This is a genomic window from Bacillus sp. ISL-46 (genome assembly GCF_018613205.1).
The window spans coordinates 191,861-217,912 of the sequence record NZ_JAGGQR010000014.1 but is presented as its reverse complement, the minus strand read 5'-3'; the positions used below and the strand labels follow the sequence as shown (position 1 = coordinate 217,912).

The following is a 26,052-nucleotide window of genomic DNA, read 5'->3' as shown; positions in this document are numbered from 1 at the left end:
TTCACAGGAGAATCCTATATGCCTGCTGGAGTTTCCTTAAAATGTTTCACATAAAAAAAGGATGCCTTTAGGCACCCTTACTAAACAGGATAATATTTTCTTTCCGGCCTCCCGACAATACCATAAACCACTTCCGCTTTTGCTTCCTTAATAGAGGATAGATATTCTAAATATCGGCGTGCAGTAATCCGGGATGCTCCAATTTCCTTTCCCACTTCTTCAGCTGAAAGGCCTTGGTTATTAATCAGAAGTGCGTTTTTCACCTTTCCAAGTGTGATTTCATCAATTCCTTTAGGTAATCCCGTGCCCCTTCCCACCTTTTCAATCTTTTTATTTCCGAACAGGAGGTCTACATAATTCTGGTCTACATCTTCTTGGGAAGTTAGGAGGGAGTGCTTTTTTATATATTCTAAAATGACTTCGTCAAATCTTTCTCTATTTACAGGTTTAATCAAATAATTTTCTACTCCGTAGCTTAATGCTTTTTCTAGGAAAACTTTATCGGTCGCTGCTGTGATCATAATTATACTAACCCTTGGAAAACGCTCCCGGATAATTGGGAGCAGATCGGATCCGAGCATATCAGGCATATACACATCGAGAATCAATAAATCAGGAGTTTTATCCATTAGAATTTGAAGAGTCTGATCACCATTCAATGATTTACCTACAACATCAATTTCATTAAACTTTGTTAAAAATTTCTCATGGATATCGGCAACTCGAAAATCATCTTCAGCAATGGCTACTTTTATCCTAGTCAAGTGTTTGTCTCCTCTCGTATTCCTTTGGAAGGTAAACTGTAAAGACAGTCCCACTTTCCGGGGTACTTTGCACCTCAATCATCCCATTCATTTCTAACACTGCCTCTTCAGCATTAGATAGGCCAAATCCCCTTGGTTCAGCTCCTTTTTTAGAAGAATAGCCCCTGTCAAATAGAAGCGGAACTTCGTTATCACTAAATCCCTTCCCATTATCAGCAATCTCAAAAATGATATCGCTGCCTATATCGGTAACGAAAAATTTCACTGTAGGAGAATCTAAACCATAGACAGCTTCAAACGCATTGTCTATTAAATTTCCAAGTATGACAATTAGATTAGATAGCTTAAAATGGGATGGCAATGCCTCTAAATAGCTATCAGATACAACCTCAAACTTTACTTTCTTTTCTGAAGCCTTTCCAAGTTTCCCTAAAAGGATGGCCTGTACTTTCGTATCTTTAATATGGTTAAAAACAATAGAATTCTGAAATTGCAATACCTGTGTTTCCGTTTGAATCATATCGATTGCCTGTTCATATTCTCCTAGCTGAAGAAGACCTAATAACACATATAATTTATTGGAATATTCATGTGTTTGCGCACGCAGATCTTCCGAATACCTATTTACTTCTGATAGGGTGTTTACCATTTGCTCAATTTCTGTTTTATCACGAAACGAAGCAACCACTCCACTTATCCCAGACGCTTCAAAGAGTGGCGTACAGTTGACGATCACTGTTTTATCTTTCCAAACCATTTCTTTATCAACTTGTGGATTTCCTGATTTTAATACCTCATATAAATAGTCAGAAGGAAACAACCCATCTACTTTTAGATGGCGGACAGATCCCTTAATATGTAAAAGTCTTTTGGCGGGTTGATTCATCATCGTTATGTAGCCCTCATTATCTATGGCTAAAATCCCCTCTTTTACTCCATGTAGTACTGCGTTTTTTTCTTTATAAAGTGCGGCAATCTCATAAGGTTCAAGCCCCATTGTATCTTTACGGATATTCCGTCCTAGCAAGATACTACCGATCAGTGAAATCAAAACAGCAAAGAGTGAAACAAGAAGTACCTTGGTGACAGTTTTCAAGATTTGCTGATGGATATCTTCAAGCAAAAATCCAACAGAAACGATTCCAATTACCTCTCCCTTTTTGTTGAAAATAGGAGATTTACCTCTAATTGAAGGTCCAAGTGACCCCTTTGCCTTAGATACATAATATTCCTGATTTTTAATGGCCCTTTCGTTATCTCCGCCTGTCATTTTCTTCCCGATCAAAGATTTTAAAGGGTGCGAATACCTTATTCCATTTTTGTTTCCTATAACAACGAATTCAGCACCAGTTTCAGTGCGAATCTTTTCGGCAATGGGCTGAATTGTTTTCGATGGGTCACTTGTTTGAAAGGCGGTGATAATGGGCGGTATGAATGAAACCGTTCGGGAGATTTCCAGTGCCAGCCTTCCCTTATTTTCCTCTATTTGTTTACTTTCCATATAGCTGAAAAATGTGGTCAGCAGCAGGATCAACAATAATCCCAGTAATAGGACCAGCCCAAATATTTTGGTCTGGAGTGATATTTTTCTTGTTTTCAGGCTGTTTTCCCCCTCCTTGTTAAACTGTATGGATTACTACAATGTACATTATATCTTATATTAGAAGATTTCTTTGTGGAATGTCTCCCATTTGAGAAAAAAAAGAAACTATCACATGATAGTTCCTCACTTGATTTTTCTTCCTTATTTCAAAATGTGATTACAAAGCGGTACTAGCTTTGATTCCTCGATGCCTTCAAGCACAAGACGGGCAGTCTTCTCAGCACCAGCCTCCTGGAAATGAGTGTTATCCTGAACTCCGTCTGGATAGTTAACATTCTCTCCGGCATCAAGCCAAAGGAAAATATTCTTCGTTTCTTCTGGTCCAACCTCCTCGAACAATGCCTTGCTTTTGGCAGTAAGGTCAATGACAGGTACATTTTCTTCCATTCCAAGCTCCTTCATGGCAGCAGGATACTCCCCGTGCGTATCACGCGCTCTTCCTTTTTCAGAAAAACGCCGGCGTTCAACAGGTGTCACTAGAACAGGAATGGCTTGTTTAGCACGGGCACCGTCAATATATTGTTTTAAATAGCTTTTATAGGTTGAATAGGGCTCCGTATAACGGGTTGGATCCTCTTTTTTTTCATCATTATGACCAAATTGAATAAACAGGTAATCACCCTTCTCAATCTGATCTAAGATTGATTTGAGTCTCCCTTCATCAATAAAACTTTTTGAACTCCTACCAGATGCGGCCTCATTATTTACGACAATCTTATCATCGAAAAACCGTTTAGAAACTTGTCCCCAGCCTGCCCTAGGTGCTAACGAGCTGGAATAATCAGAAACGGTCGAATCTCCAGCCAAAAAAACGGTAATTCGGTTTTTGTGGGTATTTTCGTTATTTGTAGCTGTAGCAAAGTAATTTCCAAAAATTAAGACGGGAACTACTAGGAACAAGGATACCCGTAGCATTTTTCCCCTAAACTTTCGCCGCATGATATTCCTCCTAAATGCTACTTACTTTATTATTAATCATATTAGTTAGAACTTATCTGATGAGCGAATAGTCCTCTTTTCATTCTTCCTTCTTTATGAATTATTATTTAATTTTCCTTCTTTCTGAACTTTTAGCCAAGCAAAAAAGTCGCCACTAGGGTTATTGGCGACTAAAGCTATAAATCCTTTGAACTTATTTCATTTTGATACTATTTCTAAAATAATCATAGTCGGTTTTAATGAAATGAAAGGCTATTGCATTACCGCCGTGATCTGGATGGGTTAATTTTAATAATTTTTTATACCTGGTTAAGACTTCTTTATCGCTCGCCATTTTTGAAAGGCCTAATTTTTGACGATAATCATTCGATTTAGGAGAAACAGGAGGAATGTCATGTGTCTTATCAGTGCCTCTTTTGTTTCCTTTAAAAAGTTCTTCTTTTAATTTTAACAATTCATTAGTTAAATCAATATTTTCTTTAAGTAATTTCTTGGTTTCCTTTTGTAATTCACTTTTCTCATTCTTTAGGTTGGCAATTTCTTTATGTAAAATATCTCTTTGCTTAATTAAATTGGTTACGGACGTCTTATGTAGATGTTCAATCCCTTTTATATGTTCATCCTGTGCTTTTATTCTTATTTTCAATTGGTGGACGACCTTTTCTTGATCTGACGGACTAATTATAAATTGCTTTGAATCAATTTCATTTTGCTGGTTATTTGTTTTCCGATTTCCAGTCCCCACGGTTTGAATCTTACCTTCACGCAGCAAGCGACGAACAATTTGAAATGCGATGCTATCGGTTACACCTGCATCCTTTAACATGTTAAAAACTTGATCTGAATTATCAATTATGTATCCTGAATCCCGTTGTCCTGTTCCCTCGTAGTTAATCTTTCTTTCACGGAGCCACCGTCTAACCGTTTGAATACTAGTATCTTCTGTGACTCCTGCTTCCATTAACAAATCAAAAGCTTGATCCGTGTTCACGATCTTCCTTCTTTCCTTGCATTTATTATTTATACTATAGGAGTAAATATATAAAGTGAATGGATAAAAAAGACTATAATAGAAGTCCTCTAGAGAATAGAATTTGAGTGAGCAAGGACGCTTTCAGTACCAATTTCCTAGTTGAATTTGGGGATGCTGATTCTACTAAAAGGAAGTAATAGATACATACAAACAGCCATTTATTGCAAGAAGACCGTTCAAATAATTAAACGGTCTTCAATCTATTTATTCGTAATCAGTTGTTAAATCCCACGCAATGGGGGTTTCCATGAGTGTCTTTACCTCTATACTATCATTTGTTTTTCCAAGCGCCCACATTAGCTTGGAAACAATAGCTTCGGTGTTCATATCACCTGATAGTGTGATATTATATTGTGCTGCCTTTCTTCCAACCTCATAGAGATAAAGGTCTTCCCCTTCCTCTAAGCATTGAGTAGTTATGATAACGGCTATACCAGCCTCAGTTAATTCTTTAATCTTGGGTAATAAGTTCCGTTCCTCAAACGGAAGCCCCCCATTGCCAAAACTTTCAATAATGACACCTCGATAGCAAGATTTCACAAAATCAAATACTTCAGGCTTCGTTCCTGGAAACAATTTTAAAACAAATACATCTGGAGAAATACGTGTATCTACACTTAATTCTTGCTGCACCAACTTTGGTTTGAAATAGTAATTAACATCGTTCCCAGTTATATATGCAACATAAGGATGGTTAATACTCTCAAAAGCATCATAACTTTTCGTTCTAATTTTGACTGCACGGGTTCCAATAATAACTCGTCCATCAAAGACAACAAAAACGCCACCAATATCTTCACAAGCAAATCGAATTGAATCCGCAACATTTTTTACGGCATCGGTTCGACTAAAGCTAATTGGAACTTGGGATCCAGTTACAACAACAGGTTTTTGTAACCCCTGCAGCATATAGGATAACGCTGAGGAAGTATAGGCTAATGTATCAGTACCATGTGTAATGACAAATCCATCATACATAGTGTAATTATCGGCTATTGCATTTGCCATCATAACCCAATGTTCTGGTTGCATATTTGTGCTATCTCTATTCATAAGAATTTTGCACGTTACCTTTATTGATTCTGATACATTCAGGCTATATCGGAGTAATTCTTCAGGAGACATGCCAGGAACTAGCCCTTCATTGCCCTCCACCGATGCAATTGTTCCCCCTGTTGCAAGTAATAATATTTTTTTCATCCTTATCCCCCGCTTTACTTTTATTTCTGCCCGTACGCGTTTTGCGAATGAATATAACTGATTATAAAGCTATTATGATAATAAAATCAATCATTGTTTTCATTTCGCGTATATATTTCTTTTTAATCGATTTTTTCTATGATATAATCAAGCAAACAAACATGGGGGAAGGGAACGAGAGTGTTAAAACGATTAGTAAACCTTAGAAAACTTAAAAAGTGGTCAATGCAGGAAACAGCCGATCAGCTGGGCATTGCCAAAAGTACCTATGCAGGCTATGAATCAGGGTATAGAGAGCCTTCTTTACATGCTTTATCTCAAATGGCCGAACTATTTGATACAACAGTTGATTTTCTCTTAAATCGGGTCGACGAAGAAAAAATAAAGGTTGAATTAAACTGCGTATTACAGTCGGGTAACAGTTTAATTTATCTCGATGGTACTCCATTAACTGAAGAAGAACTTTGTGATTTTATTGCTTTTACCAGGACAAAACGTCAAGTAAAACAAACAATGGTTTAAACATCTTCTAAATATAACAATATGACAAACGATTAATGATCGCGGTTAACTATATAATTTAATAAATGCTTCAAAAAAGTAATATTGCGTGGCATCTCGTGCAACGCTTCCATTGCAAGACAGTAATGTTCCCACATCTCTTTTCTAGCACCATCCTGACCTAGGATTGACACAAAAGTAGAACTGTTGTTTTCAGCATCTTTGCCAATCGGTTTTCCGAGTAAGATCAGATCTCCTTCCACATCAAGCAGGTCATCTTTTATCTGAAACGCAATACCAGCATGTTGGGCGAATTTTTTCAAAGCTTCCATTTCGTACTCCTTTGCATGAGCAAGGATTGCAGGCATGATCAGGGAAGCTTCAAATGCTATTCCGGTTTTATAAAAACACATCAAATTCAATTGTTCCAGTGTCAATTGTTTCCCTTTAGAATCCAAATCCATTGCCTGTCCCTTACACATAACAGCTGTCATTTGAGCCGAGTATTGGATCAAGTTAAGCACCGCTTTCGAATCGAATTGATCAAGAGATGCTTGTTCTTCTATTGCCTTTTGGGTCAGAAACAGGCCAGTTAATTCTGCTATAGCAACGTTATAAACCGAATGTAGAGCTTGACGCCCCCGACGGGTAGAGGCATTATCCTGTGATGGCAAATCATCGAAGATTAAGGATGCGGTATGCATATATTCCAATGATTTCAGAAGTGGCATGATTGCAGACTTATTTAGTCCATATTCGTTAACGCCCATGACCCAGGTCATTATTGGCCTCAATCGCTTCCCGTCACCTTCCAGACTGTAATTGGCAGCATCAATTATTGGCTCAACTTCTTCGATTTTAGGGATTTTTAAGATGTGGTTGATCTCCTTACGAACAGTTTCAACAGTGTCTAAAAACCCTTCCCGCTCTTTCCGTTCATTTTTCAGAGTGGTAATCATATGGTCACGAAGTAGTTTATCAAAGAAATCGACATCATCAGCTTCCCGAACCATATTTTGAATCACATGATTAAACTTTGGAACTCCTGAAAAAAATAGTTTCATAACTTCGTTGTATTTTTCAGTTCCCATTCGTTCTTTAAATCTCTTAAGACCATTTATAGCACGATCAAGAATCACCTCACAGGCCTTGTGATCTGAGTGATACACCTTATGGATCAAATTGGAGATGACCGTCCAGTATAATTCAAAGGGATTGATAAGATCGATTCGCTTATCATGATATTTCAGATAATAGGTATAGGGGGTTACCCTGCCCTCCTTCAAGTCTTCATACATATCTGCAAAATCATCCGCAAGCTGGTTGTATATGCCATAAAAGAATGTTCGGGTGTCAAAGCCTTTATCCTCCGGAGCACTAATAACTGAGCGGACAATCAATCGGGAAGAAGAGGATTTTAAAATGACCGGAATGTATAACTCTTCATTCGAGTAATTTGCGTTGGATAGATCCTTTACACGGTCCACTTCCTGTGAATTAAAAAACACATAGGCCTGCTCGAAAAATTTTTTGCGGGTGTCTAGACGCAAGTGAGATTTAATATACTCAAAGGCATCGCGGAGTTCTGAATGAATAAATCGGATTAGGTTTACGTTATTCCCCGTCCACTCACCCAATTCCGGCACAGTTCCTGTGATAAGGGTGGTACGAATTAAATCGGAATATTGTTTTTCCTCATTGGCAGATAAGACTTTGGCATCGAGAAGATCGTCAATAAATGGATAGGTCAAACCATAGCAATAGCCTAGCCTAATAGCACCATCAAGTTTCTGCCTTCTTTCTTCAGGCGATACCTCATCGCCCATCTCTTCCACCTCATGCATAATTACCCCAGCAATAATTTTAATGAGCTTTCGCTGAGCATTCTCAGCATCCATTCCCGTTGGAATATTGGAGGATACAGTCTTTAATTTGTTTAGCAACCAGATCATCGTGGATTCGATGCCTTCTTTCTGGGCGATTCGGTACAACCCGGCCATGCTAAACGTCTCAGAATTGACACTAAGGTTTGTTGCGGTAGACTGAATTAGGTGATTTTTTAAACTGTCAACGACACGCCTTACCCTATTCTGTGTCTCAGTTGAGTCCAGAGCTTTGCCTAGGTCCCGCATGAAAATATAGGAGATGCTGCGATCCAAGTAATTATCAAGTTTGCCGGTGTAATTGAGCCATCGGATATAATTGTGATAGGCTCGATTATCAGGTTTTCCCTTTCGACGTGAAAAAAAGGATAATATCGAAGTGTGATGAATATGGTTGTGTTTCCAAGATTGAATATCTTTCGTTAATGTAGGGACAAAGGTCTTTTGCATAACCTGATCAAAAAGTGATTTAAAATAATGAGCAGCCTCCTGCTCAGCTAACTGATAGCTTGCATTTGCATTTTTTATTAACTCCTCATTCATACTGTACATTACCTCTTCTTAAGGTTGTCTTATAAATAATTTGCAATATAATTCAAATTCTTTTTTATTTTTTCAACTATCCAACTATTCCCATTATATTTAAAGTTGTTTGGTTTAACAATGTAATATGTAAATATATTAAAATTTTGGGAGCATAGTAATTTTAACTAAAAAAAGTAAAGCTGTTGCAGGGGGGAGCCCCTACACCAGCTTTACTTTTTCTCACTTTTTATTAAACTCCCCACAAGGATATAACGCTGCTGGGCATTTCCGATAAAATTGAACGGATAACATGTTGTCACAGTTAATGTAGCACGTGGTTTAGGAACAATGACGGTTCGATCGACGGCATCGACAATCCGAACCTTCCTGACCTTGTACGTAAATTTGCCAGCTGAAGTGGAAACAATTAAAAGATCTCCTTTTCCGACACTGCCAAGTCTGCGAAAGACCGTATCGCGATGTCCAGATAGCACCGAGTTATCTTTTTCCCCGGGAAGGACACTTCCTGCAAAATGGCCGACCCCTTTTTCTAGTTCATCCTCATCTGTACCGTGATAAATGGGAAGCGTTGCCCTTAATTTCGGAATAAACAGCTCACCGATTATTTCCCCTTTTTTCGGAATTTCGGAATATAGAGAGTCTCCAGCATTAATGGCGCCGGGCTTTTTAGATTCAGTCTTTTTCACTTCAACCTGTTCAGAGTTGGCTTGAGCGGATTTAAATAACAAATACCCTTTTATAAATTTAAAAGCATTTGTTCCACTGAACCATAATCCAAAAATGACAATCCCGATTGATAGGGAAAGAAGAACCAGCTGCCTAGTTCCCCCTTTTTTTTCCTTTTTCATTTATTAAATCCCTTTTACTTTCATTCTTCTGAACAGAATTATGCCAGCAGCTGCGATGGCAAGGCCGCCTAATGCATTGGGCAGATAGTCTGAAGCGGTGTTTGGCAATTTGCCGCCTTTGACTGTCCTTTTTAGTGCTTTCTCAGGAAGCTTTGTAGCTACTTTGGAAACCTCTTTTGCGACTTGTTCTGTTTGCTTCAGGTTTTCACCAGTTTCATCCAAGAAATCTGAACCGAACATTTCAGCTGTGATCACCATATCAGCAAGAAACTCTCCGTCTTTCGAGAAGATTTTAATCTTTAAATCCGCACCATTTGTAGAATCCATTTTTAAAAGAGATTCCACTAAAAGAGGCATTGTTTTTCCATCTTTGGTTAAATAAAATTCCGTTTTCAATTCGAAAAGATTAAGCAGATCATTCCAAACATCCAGTATTTCTGCAATTTCATCCGCGGACAGATCATCAGAACTGTCGAATTCACGGAATGCCATTAGACGATTCGCGATATCTTCTAATTTTGTGTAGAAATCCTCCACATTGGTATTCGGGTCTTCAAAAATGTTCATGGAGTAATTTGCAAGCTTTTTGGACTCATCAAGCGATAAGCCAAACTTATCGAGAATGTTGATTATTTCGTCTTTTCCTTCCTGAGAGACCAGTACTGCTACTGTAGCTTCAAGCTCTTCAATGTTTTCGTAGTTTTCAATCGAATCATCGTATTTATTTAAAAACTTTTCAAGTTCTTCTTTTGATTCAAACTCATAATCATCAAGAAGCTGCTGGAGGCTTTCATCTGTAATCGGGGTTAATTCCTCCTGGTATTGAAATTCATAAACGTCAAAGTAAAGGTCGTCGTAAAAAATGTACTCATCCAAGGAAGTGCTATTTTCAGCAAGCATATCTTCGAGTTCTTGTTTCGTTAATTCGAACTCATCGAGCAAATCTTGTAAATTGCTTTCGTCAACAAGTGGTCCCAGATAATCCTTTAATTCTGAGACTGAATCAAAGTCTGCCAGGGTAAAGTCGTGTATATCCTCCAAATATGTTAAAAATTCATCTTCCGACATACCGATTTCTTGTAAAAAGTTTTGAAACTCCTGGTCCTGAGAATCAATCTGTGCAAAAGCAGTGATAGGTATCAACCCAAGAGTAAGAGTTACAGCTAGTAAAACGGACAATAGACGCTTCAAAAAATTTTCCCCCAATAATTTTTTATAATTTCTAGAATAGTATAAACGATAACCAAGAAACTGGAAATAGGGATTTTAATAAGAATTTTGACAATTTGATAGAGGGAATGATCAAAAAAGAAGAGTAGGTTGTTTTTTTGTTGAAAAAGCAAATTTTATGTAATGCGAGATTTGCCCTCATATATAATTAGTAAAGATAAAAAAACACCTCAAATATAGAGGTGCTTTAAGTAATTTAACCTATTTTAAAGTTGTAGCCACTGTACTTTCAGGTGATGTTACCTTGTCATAAAAATCTACGAATTGATCACGTTCAGCACTATCACGGTATGCCATGGCAACACGTGGATGTTCATTAAGAACACCTGAAATCATATAAGGAATGATAAAGCCCCACTCCCACTTTTCACGCATTTCTAGCATGTGCTTCTCAATGACTCCAAGAACTGGCTTAATCTCATAGCTTGATTTTTGGATGTAGCTAACAAGAAGTTCTGTGTTACAGTTACCTGCTGCCCGACCCATGCCATATACAGACGAATCGAGATATGTAACCCCATTTCGCATCGCAGTTAATGTATTGGCAAAAGCTAACTGCATATTGTTATGTGTGTGAATTCCAAGCTGTTTGTTAGGGATCAACGCTTTGAACTTTTTCACTTGGTGCTCAATATCTACAGGGTCTAAGCTTCCAAAGGAATCAACGATATAGACCACATCTACAGGGCTTTCCTTCACCAATTCAAAAGCTTTGATCAGCTGTTGTTCAGGAACACTTGATAATGCCATAATGTTCAGTGACGTCTCATATCCCAAATCATGGAACATTTGGACAAGTTCTAAGCCCTTATCTACTTCACGGATATAGCACGCTACTCGAATCATATCTAAAACACTTTGTTCACGAGGTAGAATATCATTGGGATCTACACGCCCAATATCGACTAAAGCCGATAGCTTCGTGAACTTTTTGACAGGGATAATTTCTTTCAGGAAGTTATCATCAAGAAATCGCCATGGATTGGGCTCAGTCGCTTTAAGAAGCTTTGGAGAATTTTTATAGCCAATCTCCATGTATTCAACACCCGCTTCACTTAGGCCGTTATACAAGTCTTGAACAAATTCGACACTGAAATCCCAATTGTTAACTAATCCTCCATCACGAATGGTACAGTCTAAAATTTTGCTACGAGTTTCCATGATCGTCATTTCCCCCTGTTTATTCCACTTTTCTCATATTATTTCATACTTTTATGCTTTTAATTACTAAAAATTTCTTATTGTGTTTATATCATGGTTTGTCCGAATGTGTCAACCTATTTCCTGAAAATTCTTATAATCAAATAATAATAGCATAAATACCCTTCACTTTTGTTCCTGTATTTTGTACGGGTATGGTTACATTAATTCCTATTTGACGAAATGAAAAGGCATTGGCTTTATTAATACCAATGCCTTAGTTAAAAAAAGGAAATCTTAGGACCAATGATACAGTTTTCCCTGCCTGCTAAATGATTGACTGAGATCCTTTAATGTGTAAACTCTAGCCGTTAAGAGAAATAAATCATTGTAGTTATTATGGATGTATTCATCAATAATCTCGATTCCTTCTATAAATTGATCAACTAAATAATACGTGTACTTTTCATCCCAAGAAAACTTATTGATTCTTAAAAGTTCATCTGCAAGTATTTGAAACTTAAACTCCTCAATCAGGAGTTTTATTTGAAACAATTTATCCGGATTAAACCTAAAGCTGTTTTTATTTTCATGGCTTTTCTGAACATATTTTATAAAACCCTTGATATTTTCAGCCAACATATTCGCTTTTTGCATCTCGAAGTTCAATTTGTCCTCTCCTCAACGTCTAATTTCCAACCCATCTTTAAGAAGAGTGTATGTTTGGGGACGTTATAATGACACCAACAATACTATTTATCACGAAAAAGAGGCCTTAGAATTAAAGAATCAGGAAAAATTAGCGAACAATCTCCATAAAAAAGAGGCACAAATCCAATTTGATTTGCAGCCTCAATTTAGTTTAGATTTTATTATTTTATGAAGATGCTATAAGAGTCAATTCACACTGCTTTAGATAAAGTAATGTTTTGATCTTGATTATCTTTTCTTTTTTTCAAACTAACCATTGCTATAAAGGAGATACAGTAGAGTACAGCAAGATATCCCATTGCAATCGTAACATTAGCATGCTGCAGGATATATCCTACTAAAATAGGAGATAATCCCCCTAATGCTCTACCGAAGTTAAAGATAGTATTGGTTGCTGTACTGCGAATTTCTACTGGATAGTAATTGCTTATTAATGCACCGTAACCAGCAAACATTCCATTCGAGAAGAATCCTACAATCGCACCGCCGATTAAAAGACCCGCACTTCCTGACGCAAAGGAGTATAAAAAGACTGCGATTGCGGAAGCGAATAAGAAGATTCCGAATGACCGCTTCATTCCAAGTCGATCCATAAACTGTCCAAAAGTTAACATACCTGCAATCATTCCCGCAGCTGTACTAATCGTCCAAAGAGCCGAGTTTGAAACTGATAATCCCTGGGATTGTTGAAGCATGGATGGCAGCCAAATCATCAAGCCATTATAACCTGCAATTTGGACCGTTGCCATAATAGCTAAAGCAATCGTCGTAACTGAAGTTCTTGGAGTAGCAAACAATTGCTTTAAATTCCCTTGCTTTGGCACAAGTTGTTTTTTCTTTTGTGATGCAAGCCACACGGGTGATTCGTCTAATTTTTTTCGGACGATAAAGGCGAATATAACCGGAACCAATCCGATGAAAAACAATCCTCTCCATCCCCCAGCAGGCAGGATCATGGCACTAAGAAGAGCAGCCAGAATCACACCGTATTGTGCACCGATGCTAACATAAGAAGAAGCGCGTCCTTGTTTATTCTTTGGCCATGCTTCAGCCACAAGCGCCATACCAATTCCGTATTCCCCACCTGCGCCTAAGCCGGCAATAAACCTAAAGATGTATACTTGTCCAATATTTACGGCTAAACCAGTTAACGCCGTTCCGATAGCAAATAGTAGAATCGTATAGGTAAATATTTTAACTCTCCCAAATTTATCTGCTAAGATACCGAAAATGATTCCTCCAGCGAGCATACCTAAATTGGTAATCGAAGAAATAAGACCTCCAGCAACCATGTCAATATGAAACTCTGCAATAATCATCGACATCGCAAAGGAGATAAACATGATATCCATGCCCTCTAATGTTAAACCTGCTACTGATGCAACTACTGTTTTTTTACGATAATCCATTTTTGTCGTTCTCCTTTCAAGCCTCACAGGACTTTGATTAAAAGATAATGGGCAAAAATAAAATGCCCTTTCATCCAAAGGACAAAAGGGCATTCATATACATAATTAGTATAATGAAGTTTACTTTTGCCTTTTTGGCCTCTCTGGACCAAATTAAAGGAATTTAATTTCATCTAATAGTAACACGATACATATCATGTGACAATATTTTTATTATATTGCAAGAATTCTACTTTACGCAGATATTCTAATATTTTTTCCCTTTGTCCTTTTAAATGAATACACTATGAATAAAAGAATGAACCATAATGGTGTCATTAATAAAGCGACACGAGTTGATTCTGCAAATAGCATAATAATGAGAATAAATGCAAATAACGTGAGAACAAGATAATTAATAAATGGTGTAAACGGTGCTTTAAAAATCGACTTTTCATGTAAATCGGGGCGTGATTTCTTATATCGCAGATGACAAATTAAGATAATGCTCCAAACCCAAATAAAACAAATCGCACTAATCGTTGTCACGATACCAAAGGCTTGTTCTGGAATCAGCTTACTTAAAAGAGCTCCGACGGAAAGAACAAGTGCAGATATAAATAATGCGTTACTCGGTACATGATTTTTATTTAATTTAGCAAAATTCGCTGGTCCCTGTTGATGATTACTTAAATTAAATAATATGCGGCTCGTTGAAAACAATCCACTGTTACAGGCAGACGCAGCTGATGTTAAGACGACAAAATTAATAATTCCTGCAGCAATCGGAATACCAACTAAACTAAACGTTTTTACAAAAGGACTGTTTCCTGCATTCAGTTGCGTCCATGGATTGATGCATAAAAGGATAATAAGGGCTCCCACATAGAAAAACAGTATTCTTAAAGGTATTTTATTTATTGCAGATGGGATATTTTTTTGTGGATTGGATGTTTCGGCTGCTGATACACCTACTAATTCAACACCTACAAATGCAAATACAACCATTTGAAAAGAAAGTAAGAAACCTGATATTCCATTTGGGAAAAGACCACCATGGCTCCATAGATTTTTTACTGTAACCGTTCCTGAATCTGTTTGAAATCCAATAATTAACAAAATGACCCCTATGATGATTAAAGCAAGAATGGTGATCACTTTAATTAAAGCAAACCAAAACTCTAATTCTCCAAATAGCTTTACTGTTAATAAATTTAGTCCCAATAATAGAATTAAACAGACTATAGCAGGCATCCATTGTGGGATATCGAACCAATATTGTACATATACACCAACAGCAATAATATCAGCCATTGCTGTCATAATCCAACAAAACCAATACGTCCATCCAGTTACATAACCAGCCCACGGTCCAATATAATCCTCGGCGAAGTCCGTAAATGATTGATAGCCCTTATTTGATAAAAGAAGCTCTCCTAATGCCCTCATTACAAAAAAACATGCGATACCCACGATTAAGTATGCAATAATGATAGATGGACCTGCTAACTGAATGGCTTTTCCTGAACCTAGGAATAAACCTGTACCAATCGTACCTCCAATCGCAATCAGTTGTACGTGCCGATTTTTTAAATCTCGTTTTAATTCTTGTTGTACCACTTCATTTGCCCCCTCATTAGTAATAATTTCCTTTGTTCACTTTGTGAAGATATGAACAAATGGTTAAACTCCATGAAAAAAGAGATTGGAATTTCTCCAATCTCTTCGGTCATAAGAATAACAAATAATATCCATTACTCTTTTGTCAGAATAACAAATAAAACTCGTACTCTTCTGTCCTTTTGCCTGAGATTGTGAACCCTTCGGCGCCGCAGATTTCCTGCGGTCTCTCCAGAAGCTGCTCCTGCTATAGTTTGATCCATAGCAATCATAGCTTGCTTAGTATTTAATTTATGTAGAAGAACAAATGGTTCAAAATCCCCCGCTAAAAAAAGTTATGCATTATTACTTCTTATCTCACAAACTAAATTATTGTTAAATAATTTCTAATTTTAGTAGTATTCAATCACTTTGTCAATAATTAATTTCGGAGAATCTAGATTAATGGAGAAACAAAAAATGAACCCACTGCAAAGGATTGGGTTCATTTTTATCGCATTCGTGGATTCTGCATCTTTAATCTCCTAGTACCAAAAAATATTGAATATGATTTGCTGATATGGGCGTAATCGCCATAACACGATATCCGATACTCAGTAATTGCGACAAAGTTTCTGCACAATTTTGACGTGGAGGCTCAAACGGAGCATGGAAACTTTTATAAAGATTTATTAATTGATTATTGTTTGTACAGTGAAGCAAGATCACATGTCTACCAGTCCATGCTTGACCGATCATTGGTTGTGGTTGTGTTTCCCTTTTATTTCTCATTAAAATATTCCTTAAGTCGAGGTTTAGCAGGATCACAATTGGGTGAGTCAAGATTTGCCGATTCTGCTAATTTCATAAGATAATAACATTCTTCACGGTACATATGATCCGCCATTAGGGGGGCGAATGTTCCTAATGCTTGCTTACTTAGTCTGAGTTCTTCTATTTCATGTAGAAAATTTTGAAATAATTTTATTTCTAACTGGCTGTCTGAATTCATTTTTAACAAAGCAGGGAACGAGGTCAAATTAGTTCTTAAATATCCTGCTAGTTCAACTGATTTCAGGTAAAAATCTTCAAAGTTCTTCCTAAATGTATTACTTTTCTCAATGAGTTTCTTTTCAACACTATCTAAATTAGAGGAAATTGCCTCTGAATGACCCGCAGCATCTAATAACCATAAAAGATGATGATGTAGTTCATGGTAAACAGGAGGAGCTTCCCCTGCTTTTAGGTGTATTAAAATTCTTAAGTATTCCTCTAATTCATTGACCATATGATTAATAAAGGTTGGCGAAAGGTGAATTTTTATTTTCCCTATCAGATGTTTTCTTAATAAGTCCAATTTAAATTCCCGTAATCTTATAACCTCTGTTTCAGCTTCAATTGTTAATGGCACTAAATCTGAGGAATTTGCACGCTCCAGAAGTTTGTCAAAAACTCGAATAAAAGATGATGCCTTCTCAATTTCCTCTTTTTGAACGGGTGCAAGAGCTTCGAAAATAAGCCTCGAATGATCACCTAATATTTGGAGCCAAAAACGGTGTTCAAATTTTGCTGTTCTCGCAAAGACATCGTTCATGTTTATTCCTCCCAGTAAGAAATCCCCACACTATTTTGATGTTTATTCTTCTTATTTGCTTCTTATGACCAATGACATGCTCAGTGAATCCAGTGGCAAAGACAGTTACGATAATTTCTTCATCTAAGTTTTCGTTAATGACCGAACCAAAGATCATATTTAATTCCTCATGAGAAGCAGAAGCAACTATATCGGCTGCTTCCTGTACTTCAAAAAGACTTAAATTAATTTTCGACTCTCATTCTCACTGAATGATGTCTGACATCCTTACTTTTATAGCCGTATCCTTCCATATAGTGCATTACCTATACTTCATTCAGAAAAAATTCTAATAAAAAAAGGAATTCTCAGCGTTTTATAGAAGTGTTAAATTGGAGGTGTAGTGTTATGACGATAATATATTCACCTAGTGACGTACAGGAATTGCTTGGAATTGATGGTAGTACATTACGGAAGTATGCCATTCTCTTAGAAGGACATGGGTATCAAGTTCAGCGTAATAATAGAGGACATAGAACCTATATAGATAAAGATGTTATCACTCTCCGCAAATTAATCGAATTCAGTAAGCAAGAGGGTATGACGATGGAACGTTCAGCCGAGGCAGTGATGACATGGAACTCTGTAGAATATAAAACGGTAACCTTTACGGAAGTGGTGCCGTTACAGACAACTAATGAGGGGGATATTGAGCAAAATACTAACACTAAAGAGCTATTGGATCGTATAGAACATTTGGATCAAGTAAACTTAGATTTAATCAAACATTTGAAGGAGAAGGCAGTACGGGAAGCTAGGCAAGAAGAGAAGATTAATCTAATTTTGAAGTATGTAGAACGTATGGAGCAAATGGAGAAGGAACGAAGTAAAATGATTGAGGAAGAAACCAGAAAGCAAATCGCAGTCGCCGAGCAAAGGAAATGGTGGAAATGGTGGAAATGAGAAAAGCCGTGCTTAGAATAGCATGGCTTTTTTTACAAACATAAGTCAAACAATGAAAATTTTTTTCTTTTATTAAAAGAAGTTAACAGTTCATTTAAAATGAGGAATATCGACAACTTTTTCAATATACCTTGTTTATAATGACTTAAGTATTGAAGTGTAAAAAATTGAGGAGGAAACTAATGGACGTTCTACTCTATATCGGTACGAATCTATTAGGTGCTCTTGCTATTGTGCACCTGATTACATTCACTTTTAATCTATTTTCTAAATAAAGTTCGAGAAATGGCCTTTTCAGCTACTTATTCTTTAATCTTTGCATTCTTTTAACCTTATATTGTTCAAAATCCCACTTCGATAAAAATTCTTTTGTAGAAGAATAGCCTGACATATAGAGAAAATCGATTTCATCCGTATCCAATTCAAAATCAGTAGCGTTGATGTCACCAGTTGGAATTTGAATGGTACGTTCAATCGTCTCTTTGTTCAAATGTCGTAGATCATGGGCTTGAATCATCGTATTAAATATATTTTTAAAAAGGTGGATGGGCGTTGGTATTACTGGATCTATGTTAACTTTATCTTTCACAAAACGGAAGCCGAACGTTGGAAACCGAGGGTTTTCCGTATCAAATATCCATATTGGAAAGTTACTTAGTAAACCACCATCTAAAATGTAGGACTTTTTACGGTCTTTTGATTTCCAAATAACCGGACGGAAGAAAAATGGGAGAGAGGCACTCATCATAACTGCGGTTGAAACCTTAAAATCAGCAGGAGTCATCCCATACCGATCCAAATCATCTGGCAAAACAAGCATTTGGCCATTCGTAACATCAGAAGCGATTATCCTCAATTTTTCCTCTGGTAGATCCGCAAATGTCTTAATTCCTTTTTCTATAAGAAGTGAATCCATCCAGATTTCCAAGTAATCGTTTTTATAAATTCCAAGATGAATCATTAGTTCTAATAAGGTACCAAAAATCGGAATTCGATTCAAGTACGTTCTACCTCGTAGCTTTGAAAAATCTAGTTTGCTCAAATGATCTCTAATTTCATAGCTTTTGTAGCCGCTTGCCAAAAGAGCAGCGATTACAGCTCCTGCTGATGTTCCAGCTAATCTTTGCCATTCTACTTTTTCCTCTTCCATTGCTTGAATCGCTCCAATAAAAGCAATTCCCCTAGCCCCACCACCTTCAAAAACAGCATCCGCCTTCAATTTTTTCCACCTCACGAGTAATATATTTTAAAAAGCTAAGATAGTTGATTAATGACGAAAAAGAAGTTTCCCTTACAAAACCCCATAAGTAACAATGATGATTACATATTGGTTAATTGGCCCTTTATTAAAGTTTTATCTAATTCACGTACTTTATCATATGACTGTAACAGTTGTTCCGGTACCAATGTTCTCCCGTATTCCCAAGCATTCGTTTCAATTTCAGATTTAAGCTTCTCTATTTCTTCATCTTCACCATACATTAGAATCCTAAGATCATGTTTGTTTTTTTTAAAATCCAAGTAATACCCAATCACATGATAAAGAATAATTCTAACAAAGTTTTCATCTATCTCTTTAATTCTAATTTTGTTGATATAACCGTTAACTTGTAGATAATTAAATTTTATAGTATTTGTCGATATGTTATAACTCATAGGTACAGTGAGATTATTGTTAAATTCATAGTCAATATTTAAATTGTGCTTATCTAATGTACCTTTTATGATCTTTTCAATATTCCATATATAAAGCATTTTACTATCACTCCCTTTTAAGAACTTACTTCATCCAGTGGTATCATTATTTCCTTTTACATCCTACCTTTATATTGATAAATAGTATTCATATGGACATTAATATGCTGTAATTATATCTTTATAGTATCCCGATTACGAAAAAACTTCGAAAGCCATATTTACCATTTCTTTCTACCTCAGCTACTATTTTAATAGTAATATAGGACCTTTGTTAAAATAATTTTAATATATAGGATTTTCAACTTGTCTGTTGATTTTACCGCTCGCGGAAAGCGAAGCACCTGGAGCGGAAATCAACAGGCCAGTTAGCAGGGACAATCAATAAATAAAAATCGGGATTTTGGATCAGACAAAATGAAAAATTGCCGAGAAAATGAACCTTTCTCGACAATCTGAGCAGATCCATTAGATCTGCTTTTTTATATGTCTTACTTTCTGTAGGGAAAATTCATTCATAGATCATTATTTTTTTACTTTTATTGTCTCGGGTATGGCCTTCCAGTACATAGGGTCTTCTAAGCCGAGTCGCCAAATCCCGATTCCTTGTAAGTTATATTTTTCTACAAGGTTTAGTTTAGACCGCAGACTGTCACTATTCTCAAACCAAGCCTCGTGGATGTGGTTTTTTTCATCTACATAATTGTAATGAGGTGTTTTCGTACGAGGGTCCCACAAAATTTCAGCTTTATATTTTGTTTTATGCTCCATTAACAGTGCATAGGAGCTATATAATGCTTTATTTGCTGTTTTGTCCCAGTCCCATCCATAACCAGCGATACCGAGTAAAATTTTTGATTTTGGTACTCCTTTATTCAAAGCATAACGAATCGTTGCTTCTGTCCAATCAGCCGCCGCCGTTGACCCGGGTGTTGTGTTTGCGTTGTGTTCATCGTAGGTCATAATCATTAACCGATCTGCAAATAGACCAAGTTTTGCGTAATCAAACCACGGTGACCAGGGATTAGCACGCGAATCACCTGTGTTTGCCGGGACGGAAACCGTCACTACTTTTCCATCACGATGCAGTGTATCAGACAATTTTTTAATCATTAGGCTAAAAGAATCTCGGTCTGTCAAATACAAATTTTCCATGTCTATATTAATACCGTCATAACTGAACTGATTTATTTCATTTCGTAAATTTCGAATGAAAACACTCCGGCTTTTATCGTTATCGAGTACATTACTCGCTACTTGCTTACCCTTCTCCGTGGTTTCATAAAAGAGGTTGTGAACAACTAGATATACCTTCACCTGTTTTTCATGAGCGCTTAGAATAACCTTTTTCTTATGAGCAGCTGTAACGGAATCTATCAGACTGCCTGGACGTTTATCATCAAGCTTGTACCAAAAGGGTGCAATGATGCTTATATTGGTGAATTGCGAGTTAAATGTAGGTTGAGAACCTGGAAAACCGCCTTCCTGTTCTGTGTAAAAGCCTAAAACTTCACGAGGAATTTTATTAATATTATGTACCTGAACTCTCTGTTCGTCCGTTTCTGAATAACCTGGATGAAAATTCTGCATTTTCTCTGGCGATGGCTTTTCGATACTGTACGTATTTTCTAGAACACCATTTGGACTACCATTTTTTATTTGTGAATGACTGCAGGATGACATCATTAATAAAAAAACCATGCCTAAAGAAATTAGGGTGAAGCACTGATAAAAGTTCCGCGACACCTATTACACCTACTTCTCTAATTTGTTTATTTCTTAAGTTGATGAGAAAAGTTATAATTTATTCACGGCAAATTTTTAAGTATCGTGTCCCACTGTAAATCAACAATTTATATTCTCCATAAAATGTTTTAGCCATAAAGAAATTTTTCTAGGTGCTTGACTGTTGGTGTTAAATTGACAAGAAAATAAACTTCTCTTAATCTTCTTGATGGGCCGCTATGTTGTAAATATCCAGCCCCACCTTGGTGGAGCATATAGGTATGAGCGGCTTCCTTTTAATGACATATTGAAGCGCTCCAATAAAATCTTTTTAAGTTTATCCCCAGAGCTATTTTGGTAAAAAAAAAGCAGCCAAGAATTTCTTGGCTGACTATTTAACGATCAAGTCCCTTTTTATTCTTTCCGGTATTATCATTTGGTGAGTCACCGGTACCATTTTTGCTTTTGCTATTAGGGGTTCCATAAATTTGATTATCTTTCGTAACTTTAGCTCCGTTTAGAAAATCATCCTTTGTTTCCATCCTCATCATCTCCTTTAGTTATATTATCTATGGAGAAGAAAAGAAATATACTTTATATCGGTCTCTTTTTTCAATTGGAAATATGCACAAAAATAATAAACCGTTTGCGCCATTATTCGAACAAAGTTAATGGAATTTATCGCACGCAGATGATATTTGTTCTTAAAATCCACATTTGCGAAAAGACTGTATCAATAAATACAATTTTACTCATATTACCGCGTGTACTAACAAAGGTCATGGCAGCCTCCAAGTATATTAAAAGTTTTACTATCTTAATTGTAAGACAACATTCATTTAAAAACACGAGAATCTTATATTATTTTGTGGATTAAAATTATATAAATTTTATTTCACACAGAATTGAGCGAATAGTCTATAAATTGTCGTTTTAAAAGGTATTTTTTTCTCAATTACATTTTTCGATAATAGATTTCCTCATATTTACTCAACAAATAGGGGGAACCATCGTATTTCATAAGAAAGTGACGATGAAAACTCATCATACACATACAGGAATGAGAAGAATGATATTGAATTATACCCTTACAAGAAAAATAATCTTGTAACAAAAATAGAGAGGTTGTGAGTTTATGATACTTTCGGATCTACAACCTAAGAAAAACTACAGCTACATCTTCGTTCAATTTCCAGGAATGAAAATGAATGTCCCTATGCTCTCTAACGAAGAGGGAAAGGCTGTGAAAGAAGATGTTGCGTTATGTGTCCAATTAAACAGCAAAGAAAAGGTGCATCAACTCTACTTTGTCCGCACACAAAGTATAAAACCGTTTGACTTCACAGATGAAAGAATTGGAGCAAAAGCATTTTATCGAGTTGTGAAACAAAAGGAAACCTCTCAAAACTCACACATAAATAAAAACGTAGATTTCGTCACGATTATTACAGATGAAGTAGAAATTGTACAAAAGAAAACAGAAACAGGCTATGACTTCGTCTTGGTGTTAAATAAATGTGAGATTGGTACAGTTGCATCGATGGAAGAAGAAGTTTTTCAACCAGAGAAAGAATCATTGCGAATTACTAAAGAATCGAATGATCCTGTTACCACTAAAACGGCTAGTAAAAAAATTATCGCTGTCCTCGGCAGGAGAGCCAACAAGGAGATTTTCTCAGGAGGCTATGTCTTTCAGAATATTGTAGTTATTAAATCAATCCGAATTCTTTTAGAGGGCGTTAAAAGAAAAGTTACAGTCTTTTCTCCTGCGGCATTAGATTTTATCGGTCCAGGTGATCGGAACCAAACCATTTTAATCATGAGGAGGTGCTGATTAGGATCGTCCCTTTTGAAAAAACTTCATACTAGTAAAATCGAAACAAAAGGATTAAATGGATAATCCTTTTCGATAGAATAAACTTTAGGAAAGGAATGAAATATTGGCTGCAAGCCAAACTTACTAAGGAAAACTAAACGAATCCATTTATTATAGGGACTTAACCAACGTGTTAAGTCCTTTTTAGGTTGTTTTCGTAAAGAATGTGGTTATTTACCAAGTTTAATCACCAAAAAGGTCATAATAAGGTGTAAAATCACACCTTTTTAGTGAATTAATCTAATATATCAGCGAATTTCGTAAGTTTATCAGCGAATCTGCAATTTTATCAGTGATTCCAACCACTTAATCAGCGAATCAAAAAAAGCAACAATAATTTAGAAAAGAGCCTTACTTTAAAATACATAAATAGACTTTTGATGCCTTGAAACATATTTATTATTCGTAACCCAAAAACGCCATGGATAGTCCCGGGCTTCACCAGATTTGTCAATTCCGATCCTTTTCCCGGCTGATATGCTTTCCGGACTGAAGCCTTAGGCAATATATAGAGGAGGAAGCGTGAGGGTGCGGCCATAGTCCTCGATTGTACTGCCCAGTGATTCTGTCAGTTTGCCAGGGCCATTTGTCAGGCTTGGTAGGTCTTGAATGCCTCTCATGTTTTTCATAAGTTCGATACCGTAATGACTCAACCAATACCGTTTTGTACCGCACTCGGAAAGGTGACGAATCTTTCGAATCATTTTGTTGATTATATTTTGTATTATGCAAATATTTAGCAACCAAAGAAGACTTCCCAATCCCCGGTTCACCATAGAGATTCCTTCACTCAATTGCTGAGTCCGCTAGTAGATTCTCATAAATTCCGTTGTATTTCTTAGCGGATTGTAGCCAACTATAATCTTGACTCATCGCTTTTTGCACCAAATTATTCCAAATTCCATTTTCATGGTAAAAATGAATAGCTCTTCTAACGGTATGGAGCATATCATGGGCTTTAAAATTCTTAAAGGTGAAACCGCTGCTATAACCTGTTTGTAACTCTTTCATGTTTCCTCAAGCCTTTACGCATACCAAAAACCTCCAAATATAATAATTTGAAGGCTCTCTGGACACACATTATTTTCGCTTCATGGTTTCATACAGTATTATTCAAAATGAACGAATTTATAACTTAAAAAATAAGTCTTGCTACCATTTTTGTGAAGATGTTTCGTAGTCTCATATTTCGTTTATTCATTTTCCTTTCGCCTCCGAAGGCTTTATTGAATTATTCGCAATTTCCCACATAGATTCAGGTGGACTCTCAAATAACACTCCATCACAATTTACTTTAGTATGTGTTGTGAACGGTATAAACCTGGGGTTGTTCCGATATTTTTCTTGAATACTTGATTAAAGTATTTTTGATTTTCGTAGCCTACCTGTTTACAAATTTCGGAAACTTTTAAATTTGAGGTTCTTAGTAGTTTTTTCGCATTATTTAATCTAACATTTGTAATATATTCAAAGATGGTGTTACCAACAGCCTTAGAAAACAAACTGCACAGGTATGCAGGGTTTTTATGGAACAGTTTACCTAAATCATCTAAAACAATGGGTTCCTTATAATTAGTATTTATGAAACTTTTTAAGTCGATGATTAATTTTTCATTATAGGACACGTGGTGCTCATTTAAAAATTCAGTTGATTGATCAATAAATTGTTCAAGCCAATCTCTGATTTCTTCCAAAGACTGTAATAGATTTAACTCTTCGTATAATAAATATCTTTCGCCGCCGATATTTTTTACTTCATATTCCCTTTCGATGTATTCCAAAAAATGATTAACGATTTTAAAACATAAATATTTTGATTTTTCCGGTGACAGGTTACTCTTTTTGCAATCGAGAAAAACTTTGGCCATGAAAAGATTCATTCTGCTAAGAAGATCTGGGTTTTTTTCATTAAAAAATTGATTAATTTCTTCGATAATACTGTTTCCAAATGAATGATTGAAAGTTTCTAATTCTTTATAATATGTTACTAACTGGTTTGAAAAAATTCCATTTTTCAATGCTTCTTTTGCTTCACTGTATGCTTTCTTTATTTCCGAAATATTTTCATGTACATTGCTGATTCCAACAATCGGTTTGAATTTGATATCATGAAAAATCAATGACACAAGATCATGAACCAAGTCATTCCTAATCTCTAAACAGGAATTGGAAAACATGATTACAATTTGACTATCAATCGTATAAATGAAACTCTCAATTCCCCTGTTTTCCAATAGATTTTTCATACAACCTAATGGGACCTGAAGTTTTTTAGTCTCTTTTGAATCATCCCATGTAAACCCTTTCAATCCGATGGTTAAAAAAGAAAAACGATTTAATTTTTGGTCTATTTCAGGGTCAACAAATCTATGTCCTAAGATGTAATCAAGAACACGCTTTTCTTCTAATGCAATTTGATATTCATTAATCCGTTCAGTTGTTTGTTTTTCATTTTTTATTTTTTCAAGTTTTAAAATGGCTTTTTTAATAGAACAAACAATTTCATCCACCTCAATTGGTTTGACCAGATAGTCAATTGCCTCGAGTTGAATGGCCCTTTTGGCGTAATCAAATTTTGAATATCCACTAATAATGATAAAAACAGTTTCTAGATTAAGATTCTTTGTTTCTTTTATTAAATCCAATCCATTCATTTTTGGAATTCTTATATCTGCTAAAACAATGTCAGGCTTTTTGTTAATAATTTCTTTAAAGGCTTCTTCTCCGTCAGAGGCCGATCCTACAATTTCAATGTGATGTTCCTTCCAGTTAGTTGCAGATTTCAAGCCTTCAATTACAATTTTTTCATCATCAACAATTAAAAGTTTATACATA

The 26,052-nt window shown here is 36.1% G+C and carries 22 protein-coding genes, 4 pseudogenes and 1 riboswitch; of the genes and pseudogenes, 3 read left to right on the top strand and 23 right to left on the bottom strand.

What is annotated here, in order from left to right; all coding sequences use genetic code 11:
• Nucleotides 1-80: 80 nt before the first annotated feature.
• The 5 genes from J7E67_RS09100 to J7E67_RS09080 all read right to left on the bottom strand — a co-directional run bounded on the left by J7E67_RS09100 (nt 81) and on the right by J7E67_RS09080 (nt 5,539).
• The gene (locus J7E67_RS09100; RefSeq protein ID WP_214712969.1) at nt 81-764 is read right to left on the bottom strand and encodes a response regulator; all 684 of its coding nucleotides are present in this window, start codon (nt 762-764) and stop codon (nt 81-83) included.
• Nucleotides 757-2,364, bottom strand: coding sequence for an ATP-binding protein (locus J7E67_RS09095; protein WP_214712998.1), 1,608 nt, complete (start codon nt 2,362-2,364; stop codon nt 757-759). Before J7E67_RS09095 ends, J7E67_RS09100 begins: the two co-directional genes overlap by 8 nt.
• A 144-nt stretch (nt 2,365-2,508) precedes the next feature.
• Nucleotides 2,509-3,306 (bottom strand): rhamnogalacturonan acetylesterase, encoded by a 798-nt coding sequence (locus J7E67_RS09090; protein WP_251026660.1) that lies wholly within the window; start codon nt 3,304-3,306, stop codon nt 2,509-2,511.
• Between the two features lie 193 nt (nt 3,307-3,499).
• Entirely contained in the window at nt 3,500-4,297 is a 798-nt protein-coding gene (locus J7E67_RS09085) for a hypothetical protein (protein WP_214712970.1), read from the bottom strand.
• A 246-nt stretch (nt 4,298-4,543) separates the two neighbouring features.
• A complete protein-coding gene (locus J7E67_RS09080; RefSeq protein ID WP_214712971.1) occupies nt 4,544-5,539 on the bottom strand; it encodes an asparaginase in 996 nt (331 codons plus the stop codon).
• Nucleotides 5,540-5,719: 180 nt separating this feature from the next.
• On the opposite strand from J7E67_RS09080, the gene J7E67_RS09075 reads away from it, so the two are divergent.
• Entirely contained in the window at nt 5,720-6,061 is a 342-nt protein-coding gene (locus tag J7E67_RS09075) for a helix-turn-helix domain-containing protein (protein WP_214712972.1), read from the top strand.
• Nucleotides 6,062-6,093: 32 nt separating this feature from the next.
• On the opposite strand, the gene J7E67_RS09070 is transcribed toward J7E67_RS09075, so the two are convergent.
• From J7E67_RS09070 to J7E67_RS09030, 9 genes and pseudogenes are all read right to left on the bottom strand, one after another.
• Nucleotides 6,094-8,475, bottom strand: a complete 2,382-nt coding sequence (locus J7E67_RS09070; RefSeq protein WP_214712973.1) for a polyprenyl synthetase family protein — start codon at nt 8,473-8,475, stop codon at nt 6,094-6,096.
• A gap of 203 nt (nt 8,476-8,678) precedes the next feature.
• Nucleotides 8,679-9,317: a class D sortase gene (locus J7E67_RS09065; protein WP_214712974.1), complete on the bottom strand. Its 639-nt coding sequence runs from the start codon at nt 9,315-9,317 to the stop codon at nt 8,679-8,681.
• 3 nt (nt 9,318-9,320) lie between these two features.
• Nucleotides 9,321-10,508, bottom strand: a complete 1,188-nt coding sequence (locus tag J7E67_RS09060) for a processed acidic surface protein (RefSeq protein WP_214731455.1) — start codon at nt 10,506-10,508, stop codon at nt 9,321-9,323.
• Nucleotides 10,509-10,748: 240 nt separating this feature from the next.
• Nucleotides 10,749-11,708: an aldolase catalytic domain-containing protein gene (locus tag J7E67_RS09055; RefSeq protein WP_088086728.1), complete on the bottom strand. Its 960-nt coding sequence runs from the start codon at nt 11,706-11,708 to the stop codon at nt 10,749-10,751.
• A 276-nt stretch (nt 11,709-11,984) separates the two neighbouring features.
• A complete protein-coding gene (locus J7E67_RS09050) occupies nt 11,985-12,356 on the bottom strand; it encodes a hypothetical protein (protein WP_168243107.1) in 372 nt (123 codons plus the stop codon).
• Nucleotides 12,357-12,589: 233 nt separating this feature from the next.
• Complete coding sequence (locus J7E67_RS09045; protein WP_214731454.1) at nt 12,590-13,807, bottom strand: MFS transporter; 1,218 nt, start codon at nt 13,805-13,807, stop codon at nt 12,590-12,592.
• Nucleotides 13,808-14,041: 234 nt separating this feature from the next.
• Nucleotides 14,042-15,406 carry an amino acid permease gene (locus J7E67_RS09040; RefSeq protein ID WP_214712977.1) on the bottom strand — a complete coding sequence of 455 codons (1,365 nt, stop codon included), beginning with the start codon at nt 15,404-15,406 and terminating at the stop codon, nt 14,042-14,044.
• A 164-nt stretch (nt 15,407-15,570) separates the two neighbouring features.
• A riboswitch (glycine riboswitch) is annotated at nt 15,571-15,651 on the bottom strand.
• Between the two features lie 515 nt (nt 15,652-16,166).
• On the bottom strand, nt 16,167-16,979 hold the full coding sequence (locus tag J7E67_RS09035) for a DUF2935 domain-containing protein (protein ID WP_214712978.1): 813 nt from the start codon (nt 16,977-16,979) through the stop codon (nt 16,167-16,169).
• A gap of 79 nt (nt 16,980-17,058) precedes the next feature.
• Nucleotides 17,059-17,205: pseudogene (locus tag J7E67_RS09030) on the bottom strand (cell division protein FtsZ); the annotation flags it as partial.
• A gap of 161 nt (nt 17,206-17,366) precedes the next feature.
• Between J7E67_RS09030 and J7E67_RS09025 the strand changes: the two are divergent.
• Nucleotides 17,367-17,921, top strand: a complete 555-nt coding sequence (locus J7E67_RS09025; protein WP_214712979.1) for a MerR family transcriptional regulator — start codon at nt 17,367-17,369, stop codon at nt 17,919-17,921.
• A gap of 298 nt (nt 17,922-18,219) precedes the next feature.
• Here the strand turns inward: J7E67_RS09025 and J7E67_RS09020 are convergent, their stop codons facing one another.
• The 6 genes and pseudogenes from J7E67_RS09020 to J7E67_RS32290 form a co-directional block, all read right to left on the bottom strand.
• Nucleotides 18,220-19,140, bottom strand: coding sequence for a patatin-like phospholipase family protein (locus J7E67_RS09020; RefSeq protein ID WP_214712980.1), 921 nt, complete (start codon nt 19,138-19,140; stop codon nt 18,220-18,222).
• Between the two features lie 101 nt (nt 19,141-19,241).
• Complete coding sequence (locus J7E67_RS09015) at nt 19,242-19,676, bottom strand: hypothetical protein (RefSeq protein WP_214712981.1); 435 nt, start codon at nt 19,674-19,676, stop codon at nt 19,242-19,244.
• 465 nt (nt 19,677-20,141) lie between these two features.
• On the bottom strand, nt 20,142-21,302 hold the full coding sequence (locus J7E67_RS09010) for a glycosyl hydrolase family 18 protein (RefSeq protein ID WP_251026659.1): 1,161 nt from the start codon (nt 21,300-21,302) through the stop codon (nt 20,142-20,144).
• 188 nt (nt 21,303-21,490) lie between these two features.
• Nucleotides 21,491-21,634: pseudogene (locus tag J7E67_RS31220) on the bottom strand (acyl-CoA dehydrogenase family protein); the annotation flags it as partial.
• A gap of 102 nt (nt 21,635-21,736) precedes the next feature.
• Complete coding sequence (locus tag J7E67_RS09005) at nt 21,737-21,883, bottom strand: hypothetical protein (protein ID WP_214712982.1); 147 nt, start codon at nt 21,881-21,883, stop codon at nt 21,737-21,739.
• Between the two features lie 41 nt (nt 21,884-21,924).
• Nucleotides 21,925-22,068, bottom strand: a pseudogene (locus J7E67_RS32290) (threonine synthase); the annotation flags it as partial.
• A 408-nt stretch (nt 22,069-22,476) separates the two neighbouring features.
• On the opposite strand from J7E67_RS32290, the gene J7E67_RS09000 reads away from it, so the two are divergent.
• Nucleotides 22,477-23,175: a hypothetical protein gene (locus J7E67_RS09000; protein ID WP_214712983.1), complete on the top strand. Its 699-nt coding sequence runs from the start codon at nt 22,477-22,479 to the stop codon at nt 23,173-23,175.
• Nucleotides 23,176-23,573: 398 nt separating this feature from the next.
• Here the strand turns inward: J7E67_RS09000 and J7E67_RS31215 are convergent.
• The 3 genes and pseudogenes from J7E67_RS31215 to J7E67_RS08985 form a co-directional block, all read right to left on the bottom strand.
• A pseudogene (locus tag J7E67_RS31215) lies at nt 23,574-23,864 on the bottom strand (DNA-3-methyladenine glycosylase); the annotation flags it as partial.
• A gap of 139 nt (nt 23,865-24,003) precedes the next feature.
• Nucleotides 24,004-24,228 carry a hypothetical protein gene (locus tag J7E67_RS08990; protein ID WP_214712984.1) on the bottom strand — a complete coding sequence of 75 codons (225 nt, stop codon included), beginning with the start codon at nt 24,226-24,228 and terminating at the stop codon, nt 24,004-24,006.
• A 278-nt stretch (nt 24,229-24,506) separates the two neighbouring features.
• Entirely contained in the window at nt 24,507-26,051 is a 1,545-nt protein-coding gene (locus J7E67_RS08985) for a response regulator (RefSeq protein WP_214712985.1), read from the bottom strand.
• Between the last annotated feature and the right edge of the window lies 1 nt (nt 26,052).

What these genes read in the sequence shown, in the direction of transcription:
- J7E67_RS09090 (WP_251026660.1), bottom strand. Translation starts at nt 3,306, where the DNA reads ATGCGGCGAAAGTTTAGGGGAAAAATGCTACGGGTATCCTTGTTCCTA.
- J7E67_RS09080 (WP_214712971.1), bottom strand. Translation starts at nt 5,539, where the DNA reads ATGAAAAAAATATTATTACTTGCAACAGGGGGAACAATTGCATCGGTG.
- J7E67_RS09070 (WP_214712973.1), bottom strand. Translation starts at nt 8,475, where the DNA reads ATGTACAGTATGAATGAGGAGTTAATAAAAAATGCAAATGCAAGCTAT.
- J7E67_RS09065 (WP_214712974.1), bottom strand. Translation starts at nt 9,317, where the DNA reads ATGAAAAAGGAAAAAAAAGGGGGAACTAGGCAGCTGGTTCTTCTTTCC.
- J7E67_RS09055 (WP_088086728.1), bottom strand. Translation starts at nt 11,708, where the DNA reads ATGGAAACTCGTAGCAAAATTTTAGACTGTACCATTCGTGATGGAGGA.
- J7E67_RS09045 (WP_214731454.1), bottom strand. Translation starts at nt 13,807, where the DNA reads ATGGATTATCGTAAAAAAACAGTAGTTGCATCAGTAGCAGGTTTAACA.
- J7E67_RS09035 (WP_214712978.1), bottom strand. Translation starts at nt 16,979, where the DNA reads ATGAACGATGTCTTTGCGAGAACAGCAAAATTTGAACACCGTTTTTGG.
- J7E67_RS09025 (WP_214712979.1), top strand. Translation starts at nt 17,367, where the DNA reads ATGACGATAATATATTCACCTAGTGACGTACAGGAATTGCTTGGAATT.
- J7E67_RS09015 (WP_214712981.1), bottom strand. Translation starts at nt 19,676, where the DNA reads ATGCTTTATATATGGAATATTGAAAAGATCATAAAAGGTACATTAGAT.
- J7E67_RS09010 (WP_251026659.1), bottom strand. Translation starts at nt 21,302, where the DNA reads ATGATGTCATCCTGCAGTCATTCACAAATAAAAAATGGTAGTCCAAAT.
- J7E67_RS09005 (WP_214712982.1), bottom strand. Translation starts at nt 21,883, where the DNA reads ATGGAAACAAAGGATGATTTTCTAAACGGAGCTAAAGTTACGAAAGAT.
- J7E67_RS09000 (WP_214712983.1), top strand. Translation starts at nt 22,477, where the DNA reads ATGATACTTTCGGATCTACAACCTAAGAAAAACTACAGCTACATCTTC.
- J7E67_RS08990 (WP_214712984.1), bottom strand. Translation starts at nt 24,228, where the DNA reads ATGAAAGAGTTACAAACAGGTTATAGCAGCGGTTTCACCTTTAAGAAT.
- J7E67_RS08985 (WP_214712985.1), bottom strand. Translation starts at nt 26,051, where the DNA reads ATGTATAAACTTTTAATTGTTGATGATGAAAAAATTGTAATTGAAGGC.